The following is a 25,767-nucleotide window of genomic DNA, read 5'->3' on the forward strand; positions in this document are numbered from 1 at the left end:
ATCTTAACCTCCAGTTACTCTATTCATTACGCTATCGACTACGGAAATTAAAACTCCTGTAATTTGTGGTGCAAAGTTTACCAAAAGGTAGAATACGATTCCTATACCGAAAATTGAACCTGCTACTGCTTTTAAAGGTTTGAATATCAAACCTAATAACGCACTAAAACCTGCTATAATAACCATAATTACTAATATCGGTATAGAATATTCTTTTGCAAGTACTCCTAATGAATCTAAACTTACATTTTCTGATGTTTCTCGAATAGTCGATAAATCGTATCCCTCAGTTGTTGAGGCAAATGTTATATCTCCTTGAAATAATAAGAAACTTAAACCAATTGCCATGGAAATTAAGTATTTCATATGTTTTCCTCACTTATGTTTTGAATTTTTTTATTGCTTATTTCAAGAATGAAATTGTAGGTTGATTTACTTTCTAAGATAGAAATACTTATTCTATATACTTCTATATCTTCCTTTAGATGAATCGGACGGTAATCAAAAGAGGTAATTGTATTTCCCTTCGTAAGTAAAGAGAACAAATACTTACCTTTTTCTTTGGACTTTCCATGAATAGTTGTATCGTTAAAAAATGAATCTTCCACATTGTTTCCAATACATTCATATGTTTCTAGTTCCTTGGCTGTAAATAAACATTGACCGATAGAATAAAGTAAATTTTGGTTGTATTCATTATTACTCAAAGTAGGATAAGAATTTAATTCCATTTCTTCTTGTAGTTTATGATCCACTGAATACCCTTCTTTTATCATTCCTTTACTATCAATAGGGTTTATATCTTCTTCTTCTGCTTTACTAATAACCATACTTCCGATTAACTCCACTAATAATAAAACAACTACTACAATTCCCAAAAACTTTATTAATCCCGTACTCACTTTCTTCAATCCTTCCTTAGTAAATACAAAAAAACTTCATTTCTTTAAGCTTCGGGAAGAATTCTTCTTACGTGACCTTTAAAAACAGTGTTCCAATAACCACTCATACTTTCAATCGCAACTCCTGTACTACTTTGTGAACCTATCCAACGACCATTACCAATATAAATCCCAACATGACCGTCTTTTTTATAGGTATCCCAAAATATTATGTCACCTACTCTTATATCATTTACCGAAACTCGTTTTCCCATTTTATTTAAGGTTTCTGTTGAAGTAGATGATAAATTCCCTAGATTAACTCCACCTTGACCGTATGCCCAATGTACAAAAGATGAACAATCAAACCAACCTTTATTTATATGAGTTTGATTACGTCCTCCACCGAATACATATATAGAATTACCTATCCATCTAGTACCAGCACTCGCAATTCGTTGAGCTGCTTCTGATACATCTCCATCAAAAACAATCGAAGAACCATTTGCGTAGCTCTCACAATTCATAGTTAAACCACCAAGATTTGATACTATTTTAGAGATATTTGGAACCCAGTGATTATTTAATCCAGTTGGATCATTACTTGCTCCTACGGGTGCATAAACAGAGCCCAATTTGTCTATTGTTATTAATCCATCTTTTATAATACGGTTGTGTAAAGTTCTAGCCATACTTTCTAATCCATCTCGAAGGGTAGGAAAAACCATTAATCCATTTTTCCCCATCAAACCACCAGGGTTATTTTTGTTTAATATTGCTTTTGATTTCCCATATGCACTTTCATGGAAAGCGATGGCTGCAAACAAAACAGGATCAATTGAATATTCCTTAGCTAAAGCTATAATAGTTGGCCCTTGAGAGTTTAAAACACCTGCTTTAGTAAAAGATTGATTCCAACTACTAACTGTAATTTCTTTAGTTGGAGAACAATAAGCTCCTCCACCAATACCAAAGAAAGAAGTGCTTCCTAATTCGGGGAATTCTTCTGCTATTAATTCGGATTCTAATATATCGTTAAAATACTCTACTTGTTCTTCATTTAATTTGGCATCCGTTAGGGCATTTTCGATTGTAAGACTAGTAATAGTAAGACGTGTATTTGGTTTTGTACGAATACCATCAATTGCACTTACGATATCATCTAGCGTTTGCCCTTTAGACTTAAAGAATGATTGAATTGATTTTTTTCCTGCATAAGTTCCACTCTCTAATATTTTTTCAGGCTGTTCTATATAATTTAAACAACTTCCGTTCTCACCTAATTGTGTACATACTGATTTAGCAGGTTCAAATCTTTCATAATGAATACTAAAAAAATGGTATGCTGATTCACTTACTGGATGATCTAATAAACTATCATTGTCGTATTTCACCATATCCATCGCAACTATATGAGTAGGATTAATCATCAACTCTTGTCCTAACAAGTTATAATCAGTAATTCGTTGAGTTATAGCTTCATCTTCATTTGAGTCATGCTTACTTCCCCATGAAAAATCAGGTATTAGTATCGCAAATATAATGACAACTAAGAGAAGTAAAGCAACCGCAGGACCCCAAAATGGAAAGGTTTTTAGTAAGACTCCACTCGCTACTTTTTTCAAAGCTTCTTTGCCAAATTTTGCGATTACTTTTTTCCCAGTCTTTTGTAGCCCTCTACTCGCTTTCTTGCCAAGAAAGTTAGCTCCTTTCTTGGCAACATCATATCCCTGATTATGTTGGTCTTTACGATTATTATTATTATTTGCCATTAGATCGCTCCATTCGAGCGTCTTCTAGTCTGCAAACCTCTTGTTTCATTTGCATGGTGTTGAATGGCTGTGTTATTTTGTTGTTTTTTATTTATCTGCTGATTTATTTGTTGCTGATTAGTTGGGTTTATAGGATTATTTGGTATATTTGGATTTGAATCGGTTGGTGTAGAGTTAGATACATTTTTATTATCTTTTTGCTGATTTTGTTGCTGTTTATCAGCATAAAAAGTTTGTTGTTTTTGCTTCATCTCTCCGAGCTTTTGCTTTTCACCAAAGTAAGTAGATTCTACTTTACTATGATTTTGTTGAGCCTTAGCTACTTCTGGATGTGGTGTCCCACCATTTTCTGCTTTCCAAGACATTCCTTGCTCTGATTTCGGACCATACTCCGCATTTACTCGTTCTAAATTCATTTTAGACATATCTCGTTGCTGTTCTAAACCTTGTACTGCACTTTCTTGTCGTCCTATATTCCAATCTAAATCACGTTTTTCATTGGTTGCTACATATGAATTTCCTGTATCAGATGAGTCAGTACTACTTGCTTTATCGCTATAATAATTTGCTTGACCGATTATTCCGCTAATAGCACTTCCGACTTTCCCACCAACTAATTCTTGGCCCATACGTTTCATTTCATCAGGATTTCCAAGTTGTGTAGAATCTTTATATCCAATACGAGCTTTTGTCATATCCATAGCTTTAAGGTTAGAGGCTTTACTTTGTGTTACTTCACCCATTACCTCTATACCTTTACCTGCTTTATCTCTTGTTGTATTTACTGCATTTCCAACTCCAAGCCCTGCAGCACCCCCAAGCATTGCACCTGTTTGACCTTTTCCTGTCATCATAGTTCCAGCCATCCATCCTGCTGTCGCTAGACCTGCTGCTGCAACACCTTTAGTTACACCTTTGTATTTATCTGAGCTAGCCATATTTCTACCCGTTTTAGCTATACTTGCACCTGCTCTAGCTAAACCTCGTGGACGTTCATTCATAGCTTTGTTCATTTTTACATCTTGTCTTGTTGCTTTTATTCCATTACTTTCACCGTTTGCTATACCATTACTAATAGGAATCCCACCTACACCACTTCCATCTTGTACATTACCTTTATCACTCATAAAGGATGTAACCCCTGATTGTTTGGCAGGTGAACCCATAGATGACATAGCAGAACTCATATTTCCATTAGTACTTCCTACTTCATTATTACTTGAAATACCGTCCATATTACCTTTACTACCATTACTACCTTTTGACTTCATCATTCCACGAGCAATACTAGTAACAGCCATTATTCCACCCATACCTGAACCATTGGAAATACTAGTACCTAATCCACCACCACCGCCTTCCCCTGTAAAACCACCTACTATTCGGTGAACAAGATCAGCCATTGCTGGTAGCCCAAAGAACATAGCTGCTACTAACCAAAATCCTAAATCCTCTGTTTTAGTTATCATGAAGAAGAAAAGGGCTAACGATATAGCGTGGGCTGTTTGAATAAACACCTGTGAAGTAAATTGTGTAACCCAAGTATTTAATACACTTCTTCTTGATGGCATTACAGTTGCGATTATTACGAATGGGAAGAGTATTACTAACATTGCTAGAGTTAACATCCGCATCATATATTGATAATTGATTATAAATGTCATTACTGCCGCACCTAAAACTAATAATGCAATCATAAAGGATGGCGATTTCATTACTTCTGCTGTATCTGAAGGATTCCAAATCGTTGATACGAAAGATCTTACTTCAATACCACTTGCTTTAAGAGTAAAAAATACAATATCCACAATCATATGATTGATAAAAATTATCCAATCCCATAACAAATGGCCAAATCGTAGCAATAAGAGAGCTATTACAATTCCGAATAGATATTCTTTTGCTTTAGACCTTGACTCAGATGAACGATACAAATCTAGTAAAAGCACTAAACCACCAATAGCTAAAAGAACAAATATTGGAATTGGTATTAGCTTTGCAAAACCGTCGTATATTTTGGAAATCCCTTCAAATAAAGCATTCGGAAATATACCAAAAGCCATTTCATCTCTGTCCAAGCTTGATGTATTTTCAAGCCATGTGTCTTTTTCTTTTAATACTTCAGGCCGTTGAAATACTAATACAGAAACATCTTGTGCCTTCATTAAACTAATTGCTGAGTTTGATAAGTTAATTAAAAACTTTGATAAATGTTTTTCAACTAATCCAGGCTTTTCCTCAGGATCTAAATTTTCTTTATTTATCACTTCGGCTGAAACACTCATTAAAGGCGTCATAACCATAAATAATGTCATTAACACTAAGGTTAGTTTTACTATAAATGAACGTTTATTTTTAGCGTCTTGAACGTGCATACATATCACTCTTTTCACGTATACGGTCAGGATTTGTTTCAAATAGCATCGCTTCATATAAGGAGGAAGAAACTTGAATAATACTTCTCTCTTCATTTATACGTAAAATGCCTAATCCTTCCCCAGCTTCAGATACTAGAAAATCAGCTTCATACTCAGTTAGATTAAATTTCCCTTGAATCTCATTAATATCAATGGAATCTTGTTTTAAAAATAACTTTGTTGGGGCATTCTTTAATATACCTAGTCCAAATTCTGAACGTGTGAATACCTCAAACCCTTGTGTAATTGCGATCATTGATGTATTAAAAAATCGAACAACACGAAACTCATTTTCTAACCATTGAGCTGTTTCATTATCTTGCATGGGAATTTGAGCTTCATCCACTACTACTCGTTTACGAATGTGACGGTCTTTATGAGAAAATTTAGTAGATAACCATTTAGTCGCTATAAATAATCCCAATGGTTTCATAATTTCTTCATCTAATTCTGCTAAACCAAAACCGAATAAAGGGGTATCTGTTATTTTTACTGTTGATTGTGTATCAAAAATTGATTGTGTTGGTGCATCTCCGTAAATAGTGAAGTTTTTTAATAATTCAGCTACAGTTTTTGTATCTGAATCTTCTTTTAGCTTCATATAAAGTTCACCAATCTGTGGCATATCCTTCATTTTTCGTTTCATTGAGAAAAATGGTTTTCCATTTTCTCCTGTTATAGCTTCTTTTTCTTTTATATAAAGAGATTCAGGATCACTTGTTATTTCTTTTTCGCGATACAATTCACGAATTTTATTGTCAATTCGTACTTTTACAATTCCAGTCAAAGAATCTTCATCTAAAATTTTGATCATTCGATAAATAATTGCCCGTGCTGCTATAATTGTATTTTCAATATTTACTTGTTTAATCGTTTCGTTATTAATCAAACGTTCCTCTACATCTACATCAAAGAAATTTATTCGATATGGACTTTCAGGTCCTAAATCAATGTAAGGACACCCCATTTCGACTATATAACGACGATAGTCCCCTTTTGGACAGATGATACAATGTCTTATCCCTCTCAGAGTGTCGTGGTGGATTAAGCGTAAAACTGAAAAGGTTTTACCAGCACCTGAACCCCCTGTAACTACTGCATTACGATTCATTAAAGAGCGATCCCATGCATCATAAAAAATTGGACGTCCTAAATGGTCACGTCCCCATATGATTCCTGTTTTGTGAGATACCTTTCCATTACCAAAGGGAAAGAAGTCTGCTACATTCGAAGTTTCATATGAAAAAGTATGCTCTTTATAAAATGGTGAATCAGCAAGTGGAGTGATATTTAATAGAGCGTCCAATTGTTTTCCATCAGGAGAACGGAGAATAATATCGTTACCACTAAACCTTCTAATCATATTGTTAGCGAATCTTTTTAGTGTTTTTAATTCAGTTGCAGAAGCCACAATTTGCATAGATACTCGAAATGGCTTTTCAAGATTTTGACGTAATCGACGTTGGCGATCTACCAAATCTTCTAATTCATCTCGTAGTTTATCTCTTTTTTCATCCGGCATTTCTCTATACATATCCGACTTGATTCCTCGAATACGTCTTGCTATATCCTCTAATTCCTCCGTTGTTTCTACTGGATCGACGTGGAGAGCTACATCTACATCTCCTTGTCCAAACTCACCAATCAATAAAGGATCTAACATACCTGCATATGTAGAACCTCCTGTGATTTCAGCAAAAAAGCTTCGGAAATATCTTGCAAATTCAGTTGTTCCACCGACTTCCACATAATAATCATTAATTTTTGTACCATCCCCAAGTAAGTCAGAGGGTAAAGTTTCTTTAATTAAAGAAGGGGATACAAAGTCTATTCCTTCAACTTTAGTTTCACTTGCTTTAACAAAATTAGGCTCTTTTTCAATCTGTTCTTCATGTTCTTTTAAATCCACATTATTCTCTTGTTTATTAAATGAGGATGAACGCTTTTTCTTAGTTAAGAACGCCATGATTATTCCTCCTTCCTTTCTATACTTCCTGAAGTTCCTCTTTGCTATTTGCTTCTGGTACCAAATCCAATTGAGAAATTTCACTGTCATCAGGTATTGGTATGTATTTTTCAAGTTCCTCTACTAATTCAATTTCAGAAAGATAAGCTTCCTCTTCTATAGCAAATGGAGTTTCTGACAATTTAAACTCAGTAAAAGATTGTGCTTTATTTACATCTACAAGACGTTGAGAAAGTGTTAAATCTCGATTTAAAGTCATGTATAACATATTTAAAACACCTACCTTATTTAAACGAATTGCCTTAATCCCAATGGAATGTAATAGTGTATGGGCTAAGTCGCCCACTTCATCTAAAATTGAGTTAGCTAATTCATCCGCTTCTTCTTTATCCATTGAATTTGTTTGACCCTTCAAACCCGACAAAAGCCCATCTAGTGTAGAATTTCCTGTTTCAAGTCCTTTTTCCATTCCATCTTTTTTAGGATTGAACCTAAAAATCATATAACAACGTACTTCTCTTGTTTTTTCTTCTGCAAAGGACTTGTAGTTATCGACTATATCTTCCTTTGCTAACTTTAATTCTGGAGTTAAATTATCCAATTCATCGGCATTTTCGTTGTACTCTGATACAAAATCCATCACATCTAAATATTGTGATTGCACTAAATATGTATGTCGAATCCCAATCGAATTCAACATACCTCTAAACTTTCTCCATATTGTGGTATTCTCAATTTGGTTCATTAATCGTTGGTTTATTTGCGATACTTCTACAGTGAGCGTATATGTCCCATTAATTAATTTAACAACTCCACGATCACTAATTTGTTCATACGCTAATAATTCTTGAACAGTTTCTTTGTCCTTAGATTTACTTGGTTTAGTACCATTTTTCTTGTTACTTCCAAGTTTCTTTTTATCCTTTTTCATGGCTGAATAAAAGAAGATACTCAAAACAACGAGTATCACTGCTCCAATGATTTCTGTTGTCATCTTTTTTCTACCTCTTTCCAAGAGGGCATATTGATACGTCTATAGTAGTAAGTACGCCTTCTTGAGCGTATTTTAATTTGTGTCACGATTAGTTGAGGTAAAGATAAATTTGTTTTGTTATCTTTAAAAAAAGCAAAGATTAAAGAAATTAGAATAGGGATAAACCAATGAATCCTAGAAAACACCATAGAATCAAAAGGAAGTTTGGGTATCCACTCTGCTAATTTATAAGTCACAATAACTCCTGGAGCCAACCAACCAAGTTGACTCCAAGAGAACGGACCAATGATTGCTTCTTGTACTCTAGAATTGTAGGGTACTTCATGGTATTGTCCGTACATTGTATATTTCTCCTTTTACTATTAAAGTTTTACTCCCAATACACCGAAGATCGCTCCAAGAATTTGGTCTGTAAAGAAGATGAATGCAACAGCAATTACTACACCGCCTAGACGTCCTTTCATATCAGCTAATCCTTCAGCAGATTTCTTAATTAATAATGAATAAGCCATCCAAATTATAAGGACTACTAAAGCTACAATTGCTATTTCTCTTGCAGTGTTCACTACTTCCTTACCTGCTTTATCAATAGTTGCTTCTAATTTATCTTGATTGTTTGCCTTGATTTGACTTTTTAACGTTGCTTCAGCAGTATCTGCCATTTCAATTCCTATTACGTTAGAAAGTCCAAATGACAAAATGAAGATTGTTATAAATGAAAGGATTACTTTTTGGATCATATTGCTTTTTTTCTGTGTTAAATTCATGATTTTTCTCCTTTAATATTTCTTATATTTTTTTGCGAGTTAATTGCTAACTCCCTCCTTATTTTTAGATTTCTCGCTTATTAGGAGTTTAATAAACTCTTAATTTCAGCCTATCATCTATATATTTTTCAGGAGTGACAAAAAAATAGTAGATTCTTAAAAACTAAATAATTATTACTCTTTAAATGGTCGTTTAAAAGATGTACACTAAAATTAGATTTAGACTTGTATTGAAACATTGTTATCTAGTTCTTTTAGAGCTAAGTATTCTGTATATTTAAATGTTTTTCTCTTACTATTTTTTTTCTGACTCACAGATCTTTGTATTAACTGGTAATATTCCTTTTGCTTCTCTTTCGAAAAAGAAGAAATCTCGTAGGCTGCAACTTTTGAAATCAGCCTTTTTTGAGTTAATACTTTCAATTCTCCTATTAGATTATTTAACTTAATAATTCTGATTAACTGTCGTTTATTTTCAAATAGCTCTGTAGACAATTCTTCATAGGTATAGTCGCTTGTCTCTTTAATATTTTTTAAAATGGCTGCTCTACCAATAACACAATCTGTTTGATTAAATAGTTTTATCTCACTTAATATAGTTGGATCATTAATTTCTCTTATATGTTGGATTAAGTGCTCTCTCGTTTCTTTTTTCATTAAATTTTTCTCTCCTTTTCCAAAATAAAAAAACGTATATTTCTACACGTTTTTGTTAGTTTCCATAATATTTTTTTGAAAGTAGTGATTTTATGGCGATTACAATCGATCAGCTCATTGATTACTTTTGGCTTCATTTTGATAAAGCTGAAAGCCCCGCTGATTACGTCCGCCTTCTAGCGAAAGTCGAAATATATACTCTTGAATTATTTAGTGCTTCAGATAACGTTGATGATTCAATTCATTTAGATAGTTCTCCTTTCTTAGCAATGGCATCTGAAATTGAAAGAGTATGTCCTAAAGCTGTAGAATTATTAGCTACTAAAAGTGAAATAATTGCATATTCACTTTCTATAATAAATAGCTATACTCTCGAACAACGGATACAACTTCGCTCTGTTTTTTTAAAAAGAGATGATAAAAAAATAGTTTATTTTCACGAGCGTAGAAAAGATAAATAAATATATATAAACTTCCACTTTTTCATTGTTACCCTCCTTCTTTTTTTGTCTTTCATATTAAGTAAATACAAAAAAAACGCCCTTCTAAGTATTAATAGAAGGGCGTTTCATTTTTCATAATTTAAATTGCATGTTCTAGTACCAAATGAGCTCTATACTTCATTATCTTCTCTGTTAATCCAGTTTTTCTACTTACTACTTGGTTGTTAGAAATTGCTTGTTCTATTGCATTTGTTGTTCCTACCAAAACAAATATACTTTCTGCTCTAGTAATACCCGTAAAGAATAAATTTCGAGTTAACATTATTTCATGTTCATCACTTAAAGCCATAATGACTATCGGTGATTGTCCTCCTTGAGATTTATGGATAGTTGTACAAAATGATAATTGCAGATACTTCCATTCGTCTTTTTCTAAAATCACTTGTGTACCATCAAAATCCACATATATTGTTTTATTTGTTAGATTAATTTTCTTTATAAACCCAACATCACCGTTGTATATATCCATATCTTTATTATTACGTAAGTACATCACCTTATCGCCTTCACGATATACTTGTTTTAAATATTCAAGCTCTTTTTTCTTTGTTTGGGATGGATTATACATATCCCGAATTCGTATATTTAACTGTTCAACACCTAGAGCACCTTTTTTCATCGGAGATAATACCATAATTTCATTAATGGAATATCCTTGTTCTAAAAACTTTTTGACTGACCGTACAATAACTTCATTACTGTAATAAGGGTTTTTACTTTCGATAAAATACTGTTCTTTACTATTGGTTAACTCAATCATTTTTCCTTTATTAATCCTATGAGCTGATTCAATAATTTTGGAACCTATTGCCTGTCTAAAGATGGTAGTAAGTCGAATTTGAGGGATATTAGTAGCTAAAATATCTTTTAATACATTTCCTGGTCCTACAGATGGTAGTTGATCACTATCTCCTACAATGAGCAATTTACTGCCTTTTTTTATTGCTCTTAACAAGTTTCTTGATAGTTCTATATCTGCCATTGAAAACTCATCAACTATAATAAAATCGTAATCTAATTGATTAGTTTCGTTGTAAGTTGGTTTTTCAAATCCATTTTGACCATATCCAGTCAGACGGTGCATAGTTAGTGCCTCCTTACCCAAACCTGTAACTTCACCAATTTTTTTGGCTGCTCTACCGGTTGGGGCAGTTAAAGCTAATTTTTTATTTGGATATAACGCTTTAAAAACATTTACTATCGCATTAATTGTGTACGTTTTACCTGTACCTGGTCCCCCAGTTAGCACCAAGACATTATTTTTCATTAGTAAATGTATAGCTTTATGCTGTTCCGAAGTTAAAACCAAACTACTATCTTTAATAGCGTTATTTATTTCTTTTTGGGAAGTCATATCCGATTCAATAGTTAGCTGATGTAAGTAAAAAGCAACTTCTTTTTCAGCATAATAAATATTTGTCGGATACACGTAGCCATTTTCTATATAACATGCCTTTGATTGTTCCATGACACCAATAAAGGAATTTGGATGAACCCAATCCACCTTAGAAGAACGATGGTTCAACATATAAATCGACTTATCAATTAACTCATTTTCCATTACATAACAATGGCCATATCGTGTCCCCATTTCCTTCAGCCCGATTTTCAGAACGGTTTCGAGCCTATTGAAGTTATGTGGAAGAATATCCATAACTTTAGCTATGTTATCCACTGTATAGAAATCAGTTAGGTTTAATTGAGTTAGCAAAAAAGGATTTTGTTTTAACTCTACTATTCCATTACTTAATCTAGCGTATGCTTTTAGAATAGTATCAGTGGTAATCCCATACTTTGCATAAAACACCATAATATCGTTCAAAACGAACGTTTTACGAGTTGTTTCCACAATTTGAGTTATTTTATCTGTGCTTAGGTTCGGCACTTGTTTTAAGGCATTTACACCATTTTCAGTGATAAGTACAATAGCTTCGGAACCTAATTTATCTACAATTGATGTTGCTGTCTTTTTTCCAATACCACGAAAAATATTAGAACTTAAAAAATTAATTGCTTGATTTCTAGACTTCGGGATAGGACGTTTCCAAGATTCCACTATAAATTGTTCCCCATATTTTGGGTTAAATTTAAAGTACCCCTCTATAATAATTTCTTCGTTTTTACTTAGCTTTGGTAAAGGACCTGCTATAAGGAAAGATGTTTTATCTGTTTTACCTATCATCCATTTGATAGTCTTTACTATCAATACTTGATATTCAGTGGCTGAAAATATATGTTTGGAGAACTTAACATGGACTGAGAGCTTGTTCATATACCCGTAGCACCTCCAAAAGAAAGGCTTTAGGATGTTTTTGCATTTCTTTTATAGTAAATTTCTTCTCTTCCACAATTTTCTTAAATAAACTAGCAGGAATAGAAAGATTTAGTTTTTTATTGCATAGGAAGGCTTGAATGGATAGACTTGATTTCATTTTATTTTGTGTAAGTGAATGTATGATTTTATTGATGTGGGATAAGTTAGAATCTTTTTCATTCGAGGATTTATCCTTGATTATTTGTTTTTCTTCAAAAGCCAGCTCAACAATTGAATAGGTTTTCCCAATAAAACGAGTTAATTCATTTTCAGGAATACTATTTATTAACACATGGCAAACATTCTTAGTTAGTGATTTTAAGTAATTGTATAAGGATGGTTTCATTGTAATTTCAGTTTCATTCACTTCAATAAAAATATAACTAGGGAGAAGTATGTTTAGCCTCTTTTTAGCGATACCCTTTTCAACTTTTTTAAGATCGTAAGTTTCAACGGTTGGTATAAGAACACGAATAATGTTTTGACCTTGATTTTCATATGTAGCTTCAATAAATTTTGCTACTTGATATTCAGTTCCACTTTTCACTTGAATTGAGAAAAACATTTACTTCACCTTCCTTTAGCATATTTTAAATTAGTGAAACCGTTTAAATAATCAGCTATTTTTTGGAATAGCTATATTGTTTTGTGGAATGTATGTATTGACGTTGCGAAGATATGTTTGATAAATCTAGTTTAGATAAATCTGATTGATGTGCTGCATCTAAATTTATTTCTAGTGGCTCTGCTTCCATTTTTTCGAACAATACTTGCAATTGAACATCATCCATAGTTATAAATTCAGCAGTATCAAAGCTATTATCTTCCCTCGACTTCTTGCGAAATAATCTATTTAATTCGTCAATTTCACTGAATTCCTCAATCATTACTTTTTCCCTATCACGTTCGATACAATTACCCATCTCCAATTACCCACTTTCGACATTAAACGCAAAAAATAATCCGTTAACTTGAAATTACATGAAACTAATTGGAAAATCAACCTAATTCTTATAGTTTATTTGTCGTGCGAAGAAAACAATTACATAGTCCTTATAAGTTGGTATATATTAGGTAAATTGTCTATTTTCTTAAACGATAGTTTAAAAAAATGTCTAAAAAATGAATCTGTAAATTATATTTTACTAATTATAGATATGGAAATATGATTAGTTTTATATTTTTGTACTATAATAAAAAAACCACTAACTTTTTACCTAGTAGTTAGTAGTTTTTTTGCATCATTATTAATTTTTAATTATTTAGAAAACTTATAAATGCCGTTTGCATTGCATGTTTTGTTTCTAGATTTTTATAAGGAAATCTTTCTTTTATTAAATTTTGTAATTGATTCATTACTGAAGTGAAAATATAGCCATCTTTGTTTTGAATGTTTTTGTTTTCAGGATAACCTTTTTCTATTTTACGTACTGCATTTGCATACCCCTGTATCACAACATTTAGTAATATATCATCCTCCTCAAAAAATAAAGGGAACCCTAGATTTTTTTCAATGAGAGATTTAGCTATTAAGATAATTCTATAGTGTTGATCCAGTTCAATATTACTGTTAGTTAAAGCACTTAAAGTTTCTGCTAATCTCTTTGGTATTTTTTCTTTATTATTTATGTATGCTTGTTTAAATATTTCATCTTTTATTTTAGTATCTTTCGTATCTAATTTATTATTAGTTAATTTATTAATAGTATATTTATTATCTGTTGGTTTTGAACTGTCCAAATTGGACTGTTGAAAATCAGCATTCCAAATATTTTCGGGAAATGACTGTTCTTCTTTCACTTTCTCTATTGTGTTCTTACTTATTTTTCCGTCCCAAATATCGGCTTGTTCTTGTTTAGATATTTCCCGTATTTCTTCATCTGAAAATCTTTCAGTAGCAAAGTAATATAAATAATCGTATTTCTTGCCGTTTCTTTTTCTTAGCTGGACTATATACTTTTCTTCCACAAGATTATTCCAAGCACTTTCGACTTTATTTCGTTTAGATTTTGCGAATCTTTTATAGAGTTCTGTCTTGTGAAGAACCCAATTATCGGGATAGGAAACTAAGTTAGAAAGTAAACCTATAGCTTCTAAACTAAGATTATCTTCATCCTGCAACATACTCCGATCAATAGATTCATATCCCTTACTTTTGGTGAACCTTTTTACATTACCCGTCATGATTTTGTTCACCGTCCTTATTCTTTCTAGCTTTAAAATTCTGAAGAACAACAGTAAAAAATCCTTTTACAGAACCCTTACTACCTATTTTATCTTTAGTGTATTTTAATACATCATCAATCATATTTGCGAACTCTGATTCTAATAAACCTTCTATACTATTTCTTTCAACGGTCCATAAATCCAATATTACTCTTATATCTATTTGGTCATTTGCTAATCTAGTTTTGTGTTTTTCTAAAACATTTAAAATATATTTTCCTTCATAATCTTTAATATCTGGTACTGGTTTTGTAATTTTACTTTGATGGAATACTCGATTATTTTTTGTATAATCTTTTTCGTAATTTCTAAATATTTCTATTGGTTTAAACGAATTTTCTAATTTATTTTTAGGATAACGGTAAACGATAATCAATACTTCCTTATCGTTCAACTTTTGTGTGTTGTCTTTTTCGATAATGTCTATTAAACCAACGTTCCATAAAGGAATTAAAACCTTATTCTGTAATGTTTCGTTTGCTATACCCAGTTTTTTAGCTATGACTGAAAATGAATAAGTTAATGTATACAAATCGGTAAATTCTTTAGAATTATAAAAAGTATCTTCTTGTTTAGTCCATGTATATAACTTTAACCAGGAAAGAAATGCTGTATCGCCTATAATTTCTATCCATTGATTTACTGCTACAAAATATAAAATTGGCAACTGTATTTCGTTTTTATTTTGTTTTCCAAGTAACACCTTAAAATCCGTTCCCATAAATAAAAACCTCCTTTTTCACCCCACATATACCGTAATTTTTGTCGGTTTATGTATGAAAAAATAAGAAGGTTTCTGTTTGCTATACATATATGTCTATGCTATATTTACCCTATAGATTTTATATGAAAGCAACGAGAAACCTTAACTAGAAATTTTACATTAATCAAACAGGCGTCGCCAAACTCCGATGATTAAGTGAAATTATGTGGGGTTTTTTTTTATTTTTATTAGTCTAAGTCTATATTAATGAATGTTTAATAGATAGTTTTATCCTAGAATCTAGCATTAAAATAGTATCCTCATAACTATAATAAGAGCTGGCAACCTTTACTTAATTATTAGCAGTTTACAGACTTGATATTAAATTTTATCCATATTTTTTTCCCCAAATTCTATAATTTTGGATGCTGCTACATCCCAAATGTTCTCAAAGGGCACATTATATTGTTTACAGAACTTCTTCACTTGCTTCATACCTATATGCCCACTTACTTTTAATAGATAAATAACTTGGTCCGATTTTTTCACAAGACTTCTTAGCCTTTGGCTGTTTTCTTTTGCATCAGCCCAAAGTAATTCTCCACCTCTAGCCTCGATCTCCGATTTGTATAAATTTTTGTGAGGTTCATTTCCGATAATGAGAATTCTTTGACCTTCTAGTGATTTGGTTATTGGCTGAACAACTTTAGGAGTTAGTTTCTTTTTCTTTGTAATATTATTTTTACTCTCTAAATCCTTTTGTTGAACTATTTCTTCAATATTGTGCTTCCATAAGATTTTTACGTTATGGGGATTATTATTTAAAAAAGCTATATCTACTAAATCACCTTTTTGTAAATCAAGGTCTTTAATATCTTGGTGGTTTAATAAAACTCTATAAGGTACATTGTCTAATTTAATTAAGTCATCCGTCTCTTGAGAACGTGTTACTACCCATAAATCCCCATCTTTTTCGACTGGACAAAGATTAAATTGACTACGTTCATTACTATCATCACTACCTATTTTTTCAGCGACTGTATATTGATAATGGTTAGGTCCAATATCTTCTTTTTTTTCGGCAAAAACTAAATCCCCATTAATTAATCCTAATTTCCTTACTATACCTTCGGGTACAAATGCTTCAATTTCAGGGATAAAGCCACCTCTGACTTTGCGTTCAAAACGGTACATATTATCCCTTTTATTGATTTTCACCTTCTCGATATCTGAAGGAAATGAAGTAGTTTGTGTAGGTTTATTTTGACTAACTTGTTTGGAAAGATAAGATGAAGTTCCTAATATTTTATGTTCATTCTTAATCTCTTTATATTCAAATAATGATTCAACTAGATTTATTTGCTTAGATAATATAAATAATGAGTCATTAACATTATTTTCATCTATACACTTAATAATTTGGACCATTTCTTTTTTTAACTCTACAATCATATTGATTCCTCCTTAGTTAAAGTTTCTCTTCGTATAGTATCTTTAACTTTACTCAATACCTTGCCTTTCCCTTCAATTTCTATATGTGAGCAATCTTCAAAAGAGCATACATAAACCTCGATAGGGATATTAATATTATGACTTTTGCTGTTTTCTTGTAGAGATTCCTGAAATAAACCAAGACTTGATTTACCGATATACTCCATAATTCCGAATCGACATTTTGGACAATTCAAACAAACCAACCCCTTTTCTTTAATTGTAAGGATTTTTTGTTTTTCAGAAGTGACAATAAATGTGTTTATCTTAATTTTATTAGAGTAATATAAAAATTGACACATTTTATGTGTCAATCTATAATGAAATAAATTATTGTCACTCGTAACATACTTTCTTTTTGCTAAGATAAACTTAGTAAAAAAGTGAAGGGTGTGACAAAGGTGTTGGAATTAAAACAGTCCAAAGATATGGTTTGTGATGTTTGTGGAAACGAGGCCGTTTCAAAACTAGCGGATTCTAGGGATAAAAAAATTGGTCTTGCACTTTGTTCTCAGTGTCTTGATAAATTAGATGAAAGCTTTTCAAAATAGATAAATTAAAAGGAGCAAAAAAATGCCTGTCACAGAAAAAAATATCCAAACAGAAGATAAGTTAAAAAGAATTCAAAATTTAATTATTCACAACTCATATATGTTGCCCCAAGCTAAGTCATCGGCTGCATTAATTTTATTTAAAAAACAAAATGAAATGGAAATAACTGAGGATGAAGAATTATACTTTGATGAAATTATAAACTTCCTATCCTTCCCTCAGTAATAGATTGGAGATGTTAAAATGTCTACAAATGAAAAATATAAATACCTAATCATGGTAGCTGCCTTCCGTTCGGAAACTAATGAAAATCGGATTTACATCGGAAATGGATTTACCATAATTGAAGCTATTGTAAGATCTATTGAATATGATTTATCGGATGAGGAAATACAAAATATCATTTATATTTATGGACCTGATGATTTTGAAGGTTTGCAGGATTGGTATATTAGTAGAGGAATATATATAAGTGATCCTGAAATAATTGAGGAACCAGTAAAAGGAAAACCTCAAAGGATTAAATAATGACTGGATATAAGATAACTTGTTCTCAATGTGGATTAGATTATTTACCACAACTTATAAATTATTATGAAGAGAAGGCATTTTGCGGTATTTGTGAAATGGACCAACTTGTAGAAGTTACTATAAAAGAGCAAGAAATCTACTTACCTTCATACTTTTTAAGCAATCGTCATTTAAGGGCATTTTTGACTCAATTAAAGAGTTTTTCTAATATATCAATGAGAAGTTCACGAGAAGTTCTATCAGCTTATATACACTCTATTCCTGCCTTACATCAGCACCCTACTATTGATATGGTTGTTTTTGATTTGTTTCCGTTCATTTGGCAATTTGAATTAATAATATTAGAACACTCTAGGGTACCTGGTACGGATATTAAAATAAAAACAGATTCAAAAAATAGATTTGAACAGACTAAGTTTGTTAAAACTTTAGGAAGTGACCTACAGGTAATTTTATATGCAGCTCACTTACTAACCTCAAATGAAATCGAACCTTGTTTATCATCTATTAAGGAAATCTATAAAGAAGTTGATACGAGCCAATTAAGTACAGGTTTTTCTGTACTTTTTGAGGAAATGGTACGTTTCTATGAGAGCAAAACCATTAAGTAGATTGTATAAGGATAAAATTACTTGTTAAATAACGAAATGAATATAACTACAACAAAAAGGGATTAAGCATTATAGATGCTTAATCCCTTTTATACTACTTTTCAAATAACTCTACATACATAATACAGATAGCCATTTCTTCACTAGCAGTTCTACCTGATATGAGAATATCATCCTTTGATACTGAATATTTATAGGAATCTTCTTTGTAATCATATTCTGTATTTGGAATATAACCCTCTTTAATCATATCTTTTATTAATCTTCTTGCATATTTAATATTTGTGGTATACGGAACAGCATATCTTTCAAGACTATGACCTTTATTAAGCTCTATCTTTCTTATTTCTTCATCAAAATTCCTTGAAGGTACATACGAACCATATACCTTATGATTTTGATAATTCACTGCATTTTGCGACACCACAAAAGTAAAGTACGCTAAAAATATAGCAACAATAAATGCTGTGATTGGTAACATTTGTGTGTAATACATATCTTCTACTTTTTCGATTTTAACAATATCATTTAAGAAAATAGTAGAAACTAAGGTAATTGCCACTATACCTCCCCAAATTATTGTTAAGTAAAACAAAGCATTTAAAGTAAAAGCACTTCCTAAATTTCTTTTCAAAATATTCTTCATAATATTCATTCGTATTTTCCCCTTTCTCTTTTTAAATAACTTCCCTTTTTTCTTTGCGGTAGATTTTCCCTTCTGCTAACACCATGTCTAAATAACAAACACAATAATTAGCTCCTTCTACTTCGTGACCTTGAAGATCATAAAACTTATTATCATCCAGAAGAACCATATGATCGTTACTAGGAAAAACAGGAATGGAACCAGCAAATGTACCTCGTATAATCTTACGGTCTCCACGATAAACAAAAACCGCATTTTCAATGTGAATATATTCTGAATATGCCACGATTCTATTAAAATGCTCGTTTTCTACATTAAGTTGTCTGATAGATAATACCTTTTTCTTCCCGCTATAGTAAACTTCTATTTTATCTCCAGCATTTAATGAAGCGTTTCCGACATAGTTCAACATATATATTCCTCCTTGATTGTACGATAGTACATATAACCAAACCGCATAATATTTCCATTCACGACAATACGAAAATGCGAATCTATTTGTTTTTTTAGCCCTGGCCTTGGATAAATCCCAAGATCCATTTCTAGCTTTTCTTCCACCGATTTTATTAGTTGATAAGGACAATAACCTTCATCAATAATGTTTTGTATCATATAATCAGTGGCTTCCTGTATAGCTAAATAACGACTAACTTCTCTAGAAGAAAAACATTCTGTATTGTAATCAGATTGCTTAAACCCCAATAAGAACAGATATAACGCACTTTCATAATTCTTCTCTGTAACAACAAAATTATCTTCAATTTCCTCAGCATTTATATTTTGTAAAATCATAATGATTCTCCTTTAATTTTTTTTTTGGATTGAAAACAAAAAAGAGGAACCCCCAGTAAATAAGGATTCCTCTTTGAATTAAGCTAAGTCTGCAAACAAGTCCAACTGTTCGAAAGTCGTTGGTACTGGCTCGTTTTCTTGCTTACTTTTTATTTTTTTAATTTGGCGAAGCTCTTCTATTTCATCTTTTGAAATGTGCTTTTCCTTCTCAGATGTTTCAATGAGAGGGATATCTTCATTTTCCATAGATGATTTTGGTTGCTCTATATTTCCTAATACTTTTTCAAGGGCGTCAAAATCAAACTCAACATCTACATTCGGCTGATACCCACTAATTTCTACAGTTTTGGCAGTCAATCGTTGGAACGCTTCTTTGATTCGTGACTGAAATTCTTCTTCAGTTACTAATTCTAAGTTTTGATCCAAGTCTTTTTCTGAAGCCGAAACCCAAGCATTAGTAAGTTCTACAGAAGATAATGTTTTAGATAAATCTGCCACCATTCCAGTAGATGCAGTATCGGCATATTTAACAAGTGCATCAGAGCGTTCAATACGTCCTTCCACAATCATTGCTGCTACACGTCTACTCATTAATCGTTGGAATTGAACCATTTGAGTTGTTTTATCGGCTATATAATATATAACCTTACAAACTTTAGGTTGACCAAGACGCCAAGATCTTCTGCTCGCTTGTCTCAAAACATTAATATCGTCATTTAGCTGATAAAACATAATAGTTGGAAATTCCATTAAATCTAACCCAACCTCAACTAATTTCATATTCATGATTAAAACTTCTGTACCAGCTTGTGCTTGTTTATCCAACCAATCAAATCGGTCATCGGTGCTGACTTTGTCATTCATGATTTCACAAACGATTCCTCTATCTTTAATAATTCTTTTTAAACGTTCATTTGTTTGATATCCACCAGAATAATGTGTGAAAACAATACAACGTCTTTTTTGTCTTATTTCGCTCTCAATATCTTTTAAAATCTCCCGTTCCTTGTTCGTATAATAGCTACTAGGAAAAGCGGGTGCGGTTACATTACCGAGCAATTCTTTTTGACCAAATTCGTTATATTTGTGATATTTAACATCTGCCCCAAAATGTGGTTGATCTGCATAGTTAATTGTAGTCGGATTAAAATGCGACCACGCTGCTGAACCAATTTCCTTTTGGAAGTTTAATGCAGAGTTATATAAATTGGTGTGTAACTTTTTATATTCGTCATAGTGATCGTCGTCTAAAGTGATAACCTTTGGAATTTCTTCCAGTCTAACAAGTGGTACACCTAAATCCGATAACTCTACAAAAATACTTTTATCAAGTAAAAAGTCAGAAATTAATTTAGGAGAAATACCAGGCTTTTCTTTAACTTCTACGCGATCCTTTTTACGATTTGTACTTACACCAACTACGCTGTCCCCATCTGCTCTTGTAACAATTTTCTCTAATACCCCATATCTACTCGCCCATTGTTCGGCTGAAGTATCGTATGTGATACCAGTTGCTAATAATTCATTAGGAAAACATCGCCACAATAATGATTTGATACTTGTACTTGCCCCATTAGTTAAAGTACCTGTAAGGAACATTAATTTACGACAAGACTTCATAATTTTGTGTAACGCTAGGCCCCTACCACTATCACTAGCTTTCATTTGATGAACCTCATCAATGATACCCATGTGAAAGTGATTTTTTAGCTTACGTTGAAAAATTTGTGCAATCATCCAACGAGCTTTTTTATTTGTTTCAGCCCATTCTTTTCGTCCAGGTCTTGCTAGAGAACGATTTTTTTTACCCTTATAATCTTCTTGGAAATTACGAATATCAGGTTTCCATGATTTTATATACGCTTTTGGTAATCCATTTGGAAGTAGTGTCCCACTTTTACGAGCTTCTTCGATTTCCATAGGTGTTGGAGGTTTTGCAGGTTTTTCAACAACATCACTCCAACCAGCTACTAAATCTTCTTCCCTTTGCATCTTCGTTTGGTTTGGTTTTAAAAGTGGTTTCCATGTATTTGGAGAACGCCATACTTTATCTTGGCTATCCCAATTTGCTCCTAGTACCCAACCATCAGCTGCTAATTTCATACGATCTGTACCAATTAAAACAAACTCAATTGTTCCTTTTGGGACAGTTTGTCCTTTTTTCACTTCATCTACATATCGTAAAGCTTCATTTGAATTCTTTATGATACGAGTTGTGTATTTATAGCGTTTAATCGTCTTATATATCTCGGAATTTGCCCATTTAGGTACAACATTGGATGGTGCAATAATCAATACTCGCATACCATCTTTTGCTCCCGATTCTTCACGAATCCGCATTTGTGTATAAACAGAAGTTAATGCAACAATCGTTTTACCGATTCCCATATCACCAACCATAAATACTCCTTTTTTCTTCTTTAACACCTCTAACGACGCCATACTAGCTTTCGCCTGTGACGGTACTGGTAGTCTTGTTAATTCTCCAACAAATGGTGAAATAAAACTACCGTCGGTTAAAGGTTTCATAGTAGCATCTAATTTCTTAGCGAATATCTCTGCATTTTGACGAAGATATTCTTCAGTAGTCATATCTTCTTCAAAAGTTCCTTCTCCCATTAAGGAAGTGGAACGAGTGTTTAATAATCCTTTTTTGATTGCATCCTCAATGATATTTAATATTTCTATTTCTTTCATTCCGATTAGTTTTACTGCTTTTAATTGTTGCCAATCACCAGCCAAATCAGTAGTTAAAACATCTACTTTTTTAAACTTATCAAAACCTAGAATATTTAAATATTGTACTACCCATTGATGTGTTCTCGGCAGTCCAAATGTTTCTGCTAAGAATTGTCCTGCAACCTCCGTAACATTTCCTTTTGGTGCAAGTATTACACGTTCAGGATAGATGTCTCTTTTATTCTTAACCATTTCTAATAAATCTTTTTGATAATCTTCATCAGTAGTTGAGCGTGGTAGTAACGTATGGTGAGTTACTTTATCATCTATTGTTTCTACTCGACGATAATCTCCATTAGGCTTTACTCTTTTGAGTATATTTCCTTGCTCATCAATAATTTGGAACTCCTGATTGCTATACATTGCCGCATGAACTGCTCGGGCTGAAGAAAAGCTACCCGCATATGCACAACCAATTAGGGTTGAATCTTCAGTTAATGCAAACTTTAAGTAAACCTCAAAATTCTTTCCATCTTCTATCACTCTTATTTTTTTCATTGTATTCGTCCATTACATGAACATAGCAAAGGGGTAATCCCCTTCGCATAAAAATGTTCATGCAAAGAGGACGTCCCTCCTTCACTATTAAATTAATTTTAGATTCATATTACTATCTTTTAAAAATGATAAAGTATGCTATTGTCATAGCTATTAGAATTACGATAATTAATGTCGCAGACAGTAGAATAACGAATTGTCCTATGCTACCCCCAATATTAAATCCCATTCTTAAAGTAAGAAATAACATCATTAAAACGATTACTGATAAACAAATCGCTAAAAGAAATTTTTCGTTTTTATTATTTTTCATTTATAATTCTCCCTCTATTATTTTAGATTGAAAATACCCTTGTCAGAAAATACCCGAACGATAGATTTTGGTCTAAACGTTGTTATCGTTTGTTCTTTCCCTGTTTTTGGATGAAGCCCCTTACGTTCTTCTTGTTCACGTTTTGTTATCCCTACCAACAAATGGCTACCCATTGTTTCAGGTAAAGCTCCTGCACTAATTGCAGCTGCTATATGTGTTGTTTTTAATGGTAAAGCCGGGCGAATATTTTTTGTCGTTGATGTGATTTCAAGTGAACTCATTTTTTGCATTACTTTTCCAAAGTGATTAATCGTTTGAGAAGAACGAATAATATCTTCGGGCTCTACTTTTAAACTTTTGAATAATTGAACCGTCTTAGGTGCTGTAGTTATATCGTATTGAAATCCTAATTTTTCTATCTGATCAAGTGGAGTTAGAGCATCTTTTCCTAAGAAAGAGTAGTTGTAAAGCTCTTTTTCCATACGTTCTTGATACAAACGTTCTTGGTCAGACCGCAATCCCTTTTTTCTACGTCTTGCAAAGACAATCACTTGGCGAAATCTATCGTAGTTTTTATTCTCGTCACTAAAACGTAATACTCGAATATCTACAAAGCGACTTGCTAGTATTTTGCTTACATTTCTCAAGACATATTGAGGAATATTAAAAATTAATAATCCATCTGCAGGGAGATAATCAGAAGTTAAATCATCTAAAAACAATTCTTCTAACCTTTGATTTCCTGCATTTGCAAATGGTGGATTCAGATACATTAAAGAAAATGCTTCGTGGCTCATTCTTACTTCTTCATAGCCAGCTGCAATTACATGATCTAGTTGATTTTCAGCCATTTTTGCTCGACCTTTTTCCAACTCGATACCGTAAGTAGTTACTGGAATACTTGGAGAGAAATAACTGGCCATCTGGTTTAGTACATCGCCTTCTCCAGCACATGGATCAATCAGCGTGATTCCATTTAATTTAGAAGCGTTATTTACGTTTAAAACTTTTAAAATATGTTCCATTTCTTCAGGTGGTGTAATATAAAAACCACCTTTAGCTTCGGATTGAAGTCTAGCCACGAATAACACCTACTTTTCTAACTTTTTTTATATACAATTCACATTGAATTGATTCTACTCCCTTTATTTTACGGAACATTACTTTTTCCTCCTTTTAGATTTATATCTTAGACAAGCTCTGTAATCGGCTGAATGACTGAAAGGACAACGATAAATACATTGTTCTTCATTAAAGTTCACACAACTCTTACATTTAGCTTTACGGTCTTTTTTTAATCCCCACGCTCTTACCATAGGATTATAATTAGCCTCTCCCCAGTCAGAAGTCTCTAAAGCTAATTCGTATTGAATTAGCATTAAGCTACCTCCTTCTTCCCATGTAGACGATTTAAACGTTCTATATCATCAAAAATCTTTACAGAATCGTCCATAGTTAGCGAGTTTACATAATCTTGATAAGAGAAAGTTGGGGCAAATAAAAGACCACTAAAATTGTTGTCATTAATATTACTTCTTCCACCCATCGACTTGCCAACCCGTCGCAAAATATGGTTAATTATCTTTTTGTCAGTGGTTTGGCATAATACTGCAATATCTAAGTCAGAAAACATTGGTTTTTCAACTTTTAAATAGGGCGTTGTTCCATACATAAAGTGATCATTTCTTCCAACAACAAACGAGTGATTTTTTAACAAATCATACATTTCATCGTAGTCAGTAATAGGGATAACCAGGTCATAAAAGAACGGTAGAAAATGCGTTTTATATGCCTTATCACTAAAACAGTTCATTTTATAATCACTGGTTAAAATATTTTTTGTATAGTAGTCCACACCTAGCTCTATTGCAATTCGTTTGGAAAAAGGTTTCATTAATTCATAAGCTTCCCCTTTAATTTTTTGAGATTCATCAATTGTTGGTGCCATATCACATGGTAGCTCTAATAGAAAACTAGCTGAGCCTCTATAGTCACTGCTAGGATTTTCTAAAAAACGTTCCACTTTTTCTTCGAATTCGTCTAGAATCTCGTCGAGTGTATGGTAAATCAAATGAGAACGAACCGCACTGTATTGGTCATGCCGTAAAGTCATGTATCCTTTTTTTACAAAGGATTCCTGATACTTTTGAAGACCTAATTTTTCGATAAACTTTCTTTCTGTAAAATAATTACCTTCTTTCTTCATTTCCAATTGAAGTAAACTCCACATTTCCTCTACTTCTTCATCAGAAATAACAACAGGTTCAAAATCGAAATCAAATAAAGATTCCATATTAACAACACTCCTTCTCATATTTTTTGGATTGGGTAAATAAAAAAGGAAGAGCCTGCTCTATAGAAGTCAGTTGACATTATATAGAGAGAACTCGTTCC

General features: G+C 32.4%; 27 protein-coding genes. 4 read left to right on the plus strand and 23 right to left on the minus strand.

Annotated elements, in window-relative coordinates:
* Positions 1 to 3: 3 nt before the first annotated feature.
* The 9 genes from MHI47_RS19745 to MHI47_RS19785 all read right to left on the minus strand — a co-directional run bounded on the left by MHI47_RS19745 (position 4) and on the right by MHI47_RS19785 (position 9,454).
* Complete coding sequence (locus MHI47_RS19745) at positions 4 to 366, minus strand: hypothetical protein (RefSeq protein ID WP_340832171.1); 363 nt, start codon at positions 364 to 366, stop codon at positions 4 to 6.
* Positions 363 to 902, minus strand: coding sequence for a hypothetical protein (locus MHI47_RS19750; protein WP_340832172.1), 540 nt, complete (start codon positions 900 to 902; stop codon positions 363 to 365). Before MHI47_RS19750 ends, MHI47_RS19745 begins: the two co-directional genes overlap by 4 nt.
* 44 nt (positions 903 to 946) lie before the next feature.
* Complete coding sequence (locus MHI47_RS19755; RefSeq protein WP_340832174.1) at positions 947 to 2,653, minus strand: NlpC/P60 family protein; 1,707 nt, start codon at positions 2,651 to 2,653, stop codon at positions 947 to 949.
* Positions 2,653 to 5,028, minus strand: a complete 2,376-nt coding sequence (locus MHI47_RS19760) for a hypothetical protein (RefSeq protein ID WP_340832175.1) — start codon at positions 5,026 to 5,028, stop codon at positions 2,653 to 2,655. Before MHI47_RS19760 ends, MHI47_RS19755 begins: the two co-directional genes overlap by 1 nt.
* Entirely contained in the window at positions 5,009 to 7,036 is a 2,028-nt protein-coding gene (locus MHI47_RS19765; protein WP_340832176.1) for a VirB4 family type IV secretion system protein, read from the minus strand. Before MHI47_RS19765 ends, MHI47_RS19760 begins: the two co-directional genes overlap by 20 nt.
* Positions 7,037 to 7,055: 19 nt before the next feature.
* Positions 7,056 to 8,030: a hypothetical protein gene (locus MHI47_RS19770; protein WP_340832177.1), complete on the minus strand. Its 975-nt coding sequence runs from the start codon at positions 8,028 to 8,030 to the stop codon at positions 7,056 to 7,058.
* The gene (locus tag MHI47_RS19775) at positions 8,027 to 8,371 is read right to left on the minus strand and encodes a hypothetical protein (protein WP_340832178.1); all 345 of its coding nucleotides are present in this window, start codon (positions 8,369 to 8,371) and stop codon (positions 8,027 to 8,029) included. Before MHI47_RS19775 ends, MHI47_RS19770 begins: the two co-directional genes overlap by 4 nt.
* 21 nt (positions 8,372 to 8,392) lie before the next feature.
* On the minus strand, positions 8,393 to 8,797 hold the full coding sequence (locus tag MHI47_RS19780; protein WP_340832179.1) for a hypothetical protein: 405 nt from the start codon (positions 8,795 to 8,797) through the stop codon (positions 8,393 to 8,395).
* A gap of 219 nt (positions 8,798 to 9,016) precedes the next feature.
* Complete coding sequence (locus tag MHI47_RS19785) at positions 9,017 to 9,454, minus strand: hypothetical protein (RefSeq protein WP_340832180.1); 438 nt, start codon at positions 9,452 to 9,454, stop codon at positions 9,017 to 9,019.
* A gap of 92 nt (positions 9,455 to 9,546) precedes the next feature.
* Here MHI47_RS19785 and MHI47_RS19790 point away from each other — a divergent pair, with 92 nt between their 5' ends.
* Positions 9,547 to 9,915 (plus strand): hypothetical protein, encoded by a 369-nt coding sequence (locus tag MHI47_RS19790; protein ID WP_340832181.1) that lies wholly within the window; start codon positions 9,547 to 9,549, stop codon positions 9,913 to 9,915.
* 121 nt (positions 9,916 to 10,036) lie between these two features.
* On the opposite strand, the gene recD2 is transcribed toward MHI47_RS19790, so the two are convergent.
* The 6 genes from recD2 to MHI47_RS19820 all read right to left on the minus strand — a co-directional run bounded on the left by recD2 (position 10,037) and on the right by MHI47_RS19820 (position 16,652).
* Positions 10,037 to 12,229, minus strand: coding sequence for an SF1B family DNA helicase RecD2 (gene recD2, locus MHI47_RS19795; protein ID WP_340832183.1), 2,193 nt, complete (start codon positions 12,227 to 12,229; stop codon positions 10,037 to 10,039).
* A complete protein-coding gene (locus MHI47_RS19800; protein ID WP_340832186.1) occupies positions 12,204 to 12,836 on the minus strand; it encodes a transcription termination/antitermination NusG family protein in 633 nt (210 codons plus the stop codon). Before MHI47_RS19800 ends, recD2 begins: the two co-directional genes overlap by 26 nt.
* A 55-nt stretch (positions 12,837 to 12,891) precedes the next feature.
* Positions 12,892 to 13,194: a hypothetical protein gene (locus MHI47_RS19805; protein ID WP_340832188.1), complete on the minus strand. Its 303-nt coding sequence runs from the start codon at positions 13,192 to 13,194 to the stop codon at positions 12,892 to 12,894.
* Between the two features lie 331 nt (positions 13,195 to 13,525).
* Complete coding sequence (locus MHI47_RS19810; protein ID WP_340832189.1) at positions 13,526 to 14,455, minus strand: hypothetical protein; 930 nt, start codon at positions 14,453 to 14,455, stop codon at positions 13,526 to 13,528.
* On the minus strand, positions 14,445 to 15,218 hold the full coding sequence (locus MHI47_RS19815) for a hypothetical protein (RefSeq protein ID WP_340832191.1): 774 nt from the start codon (positions 15,216 to 15,218) through the stop codon (positions 14,445 to 14,447). Before MHI47_RS19815 ends, MHI47_RS19810 begins: the two co-directional genes overlap by 11 nt.
* 363 nt (positions 15,219 to 15,581) lie before the next feature.
* On the minus strand, positions 15,582 to 16,652 hold the full coding sequence (locus tag MHI47_RS19820) for a DUF2325 domain-containing protein (protein ID WP_340832192.1): 1,071 nt from the start codon (positions 16,650 to 16,652) through the stop codon (positions 15,582 to 15,584).
* Between the two features lie 612 nt (positions 16,653 to 17,264).
* On the opposite strand from MHI47_RS19820, the gene MHI47_RS19825 reads away from it, so the two are divergent.
* From MHI47_RS19825 to MHI47_RS19835, 3 genes are read left to right on the plus strand one after another with little or no spacing between them, the layout of a single operon-like run.
* Positions 17,265 to 17,468 (plus strand): hypothetical protein, encoded by a 204-nt coding sequence (locus MHI47_RS19825; RefSeq protein WP_340832194.1) that lies wholly within the window; start codon positions 17,265 to 17,267, stop codon positions 17,466 to 17,468.
* Between the two features lie 18 nt (positions 17,469 to 17,486).
* On the plus strand, positions 17,487 to 17,771 hold the full coding sequence (locus tag MHI47_RS19830; RefSeq protein ID WP_340832196.1) for a hypothetical protein: 285 nt from the start codon (positions 17,487 to 17,489) through the stop codon (positions 17,769 to 17,771).
* Positions 17,771 to 18,385 carry a hypothetical protein gene (locus tag MHI47_RS19835; RefSeq protein ID WP_340832198.1) on the plus strand — a complete coding sequence of 205 codons (615 nt, stop codon included), beginning with the start codon at positions 17,771 to 17,773 and terminating at the stop codon, positions 18,383 to 18,385. The genes MHI47_RS19830 and MHI47_RS19835 overlap by 1 nt, the downstream gene beginning before the upstream one ends.
* A gap of 94 nt (positions 18,386 to 18,479) precedes the next feature.
* On the opposite strand, the gene MHI47_RS19840 is transcribed toward MHI47_RS19835, so the two are convergent.
* The 8 genes from MHI47_RS19840 to MHI47_RS19875 form a co-directional block, all read right to left on the minus strand.
* On the minus strand, positions 18,480 to 19,040 hold the full coding sequence (locus tag MHI47_RS19840) for a hypothetical protein (protein WP_340832200.1): 561 nt from the start codon (positions 19,038 to 19,040) through the stop codon (positions 18,480 to 18,482).
* 22 nt (positions 19,041 to 19,062) lie between these two features.
* The gene (locus MHI47_RS19845) at positions 19,063 to 19,443 is read right to left on the minus strand and encodes a hypothetical protein (protein WP_340832202.1); all 381 of its coding nucleotides are present in this window, start codon (positions 19,441 to 19,443) and stop codon (positions 19,063 to 19,065) included.
* Positions 19,437 to 19,823 (minus strand): hypothetical protein, encoded by a 387-nt coding sequence (locus tag MHI47_RS19850; protein ID WP_340832203.1) that lies wholly within the window; start codon positions 19,821 to 19,823, stop codon positions 19,437 to 19,439. Before MHI47_RS19850 ends, MHI47_RS19845 begins: the two co-directional genes overlap by 7 nt.
* Positions 19,824 to 19,901: 78 nt before the next feature.
* Positions 19,902 to 23,060: an SNF2-related protein gene (locus MHI47_RS19855; RefSeq protein WP_340832205.1), complete on the minus strand. Its 3,159-nt coding sequence runs from the start codon at positions 23,058 to 23,060 to the stop codon at positions 19,902 to 19,904.
* Positions 23,061 to 23,172: 112 nt separating this feature from the next.
* Positions 23,173 to 23,373, minus strand: a complete 201-nt coding sequence (locus MHI47_RS19860; protein ID WP_340832207.1) for a hypothetical protein — start codon at positions 23,371 to 23,373, stop codon at positions 23,173 to 23,175.
* A 17-nt stretch (positions 23,374 to 23,390) separates the two neighbouring features.
* Positions 23,391 to 24,455, minus strand: coding sequence for a DUF6094 domain-containing protein (locus MHI47_RS19865; protein ID WP_340832208.1), 1,065 nt, complete (start codon positions 24,453 to 24,455; stop codon positions 23,391 to 23,393).
* A 78-nt stretch (positions 24,456 to 24,533) separates the two neighbouring features.
* A complete protein-coding gene (locus MHI47_RS19870) occupies positions 24,534 to 24,752 on the minus strand; it encodes a hypothetical protein (protein ID WP_340832209.1) in 219 nt (72 codons plus the stop codon).
* Positions 24,752 to 25,666, minus strand: a complete 915-nt coding sequence (locus MHI47_RS19875) for a hypothetical protein (RefSeq protein ID WP_340832210.1) — start codon at positions 25,664 to 25,666, stop codon at positions 24,752 to 24,754. Before MHI47_RS19875 ends, MHI47_RS19870 begins: the two co-directional genes overlap by 1 nt.
* Positions 25,667 to 25,767: the final 101 nt, after the last annotated feature.

Origin of the sequence: Psychrobacillus sp. FSL H8-0487 (assembly GCF_038008385.1) — a bacterium.
Classification (GTDB): Bacteria; Bacillota; Bacilli; order Bacillales_A; family Planococcaceae; genus Psychrobacillus; species Psychrobacillus psychrotolerans.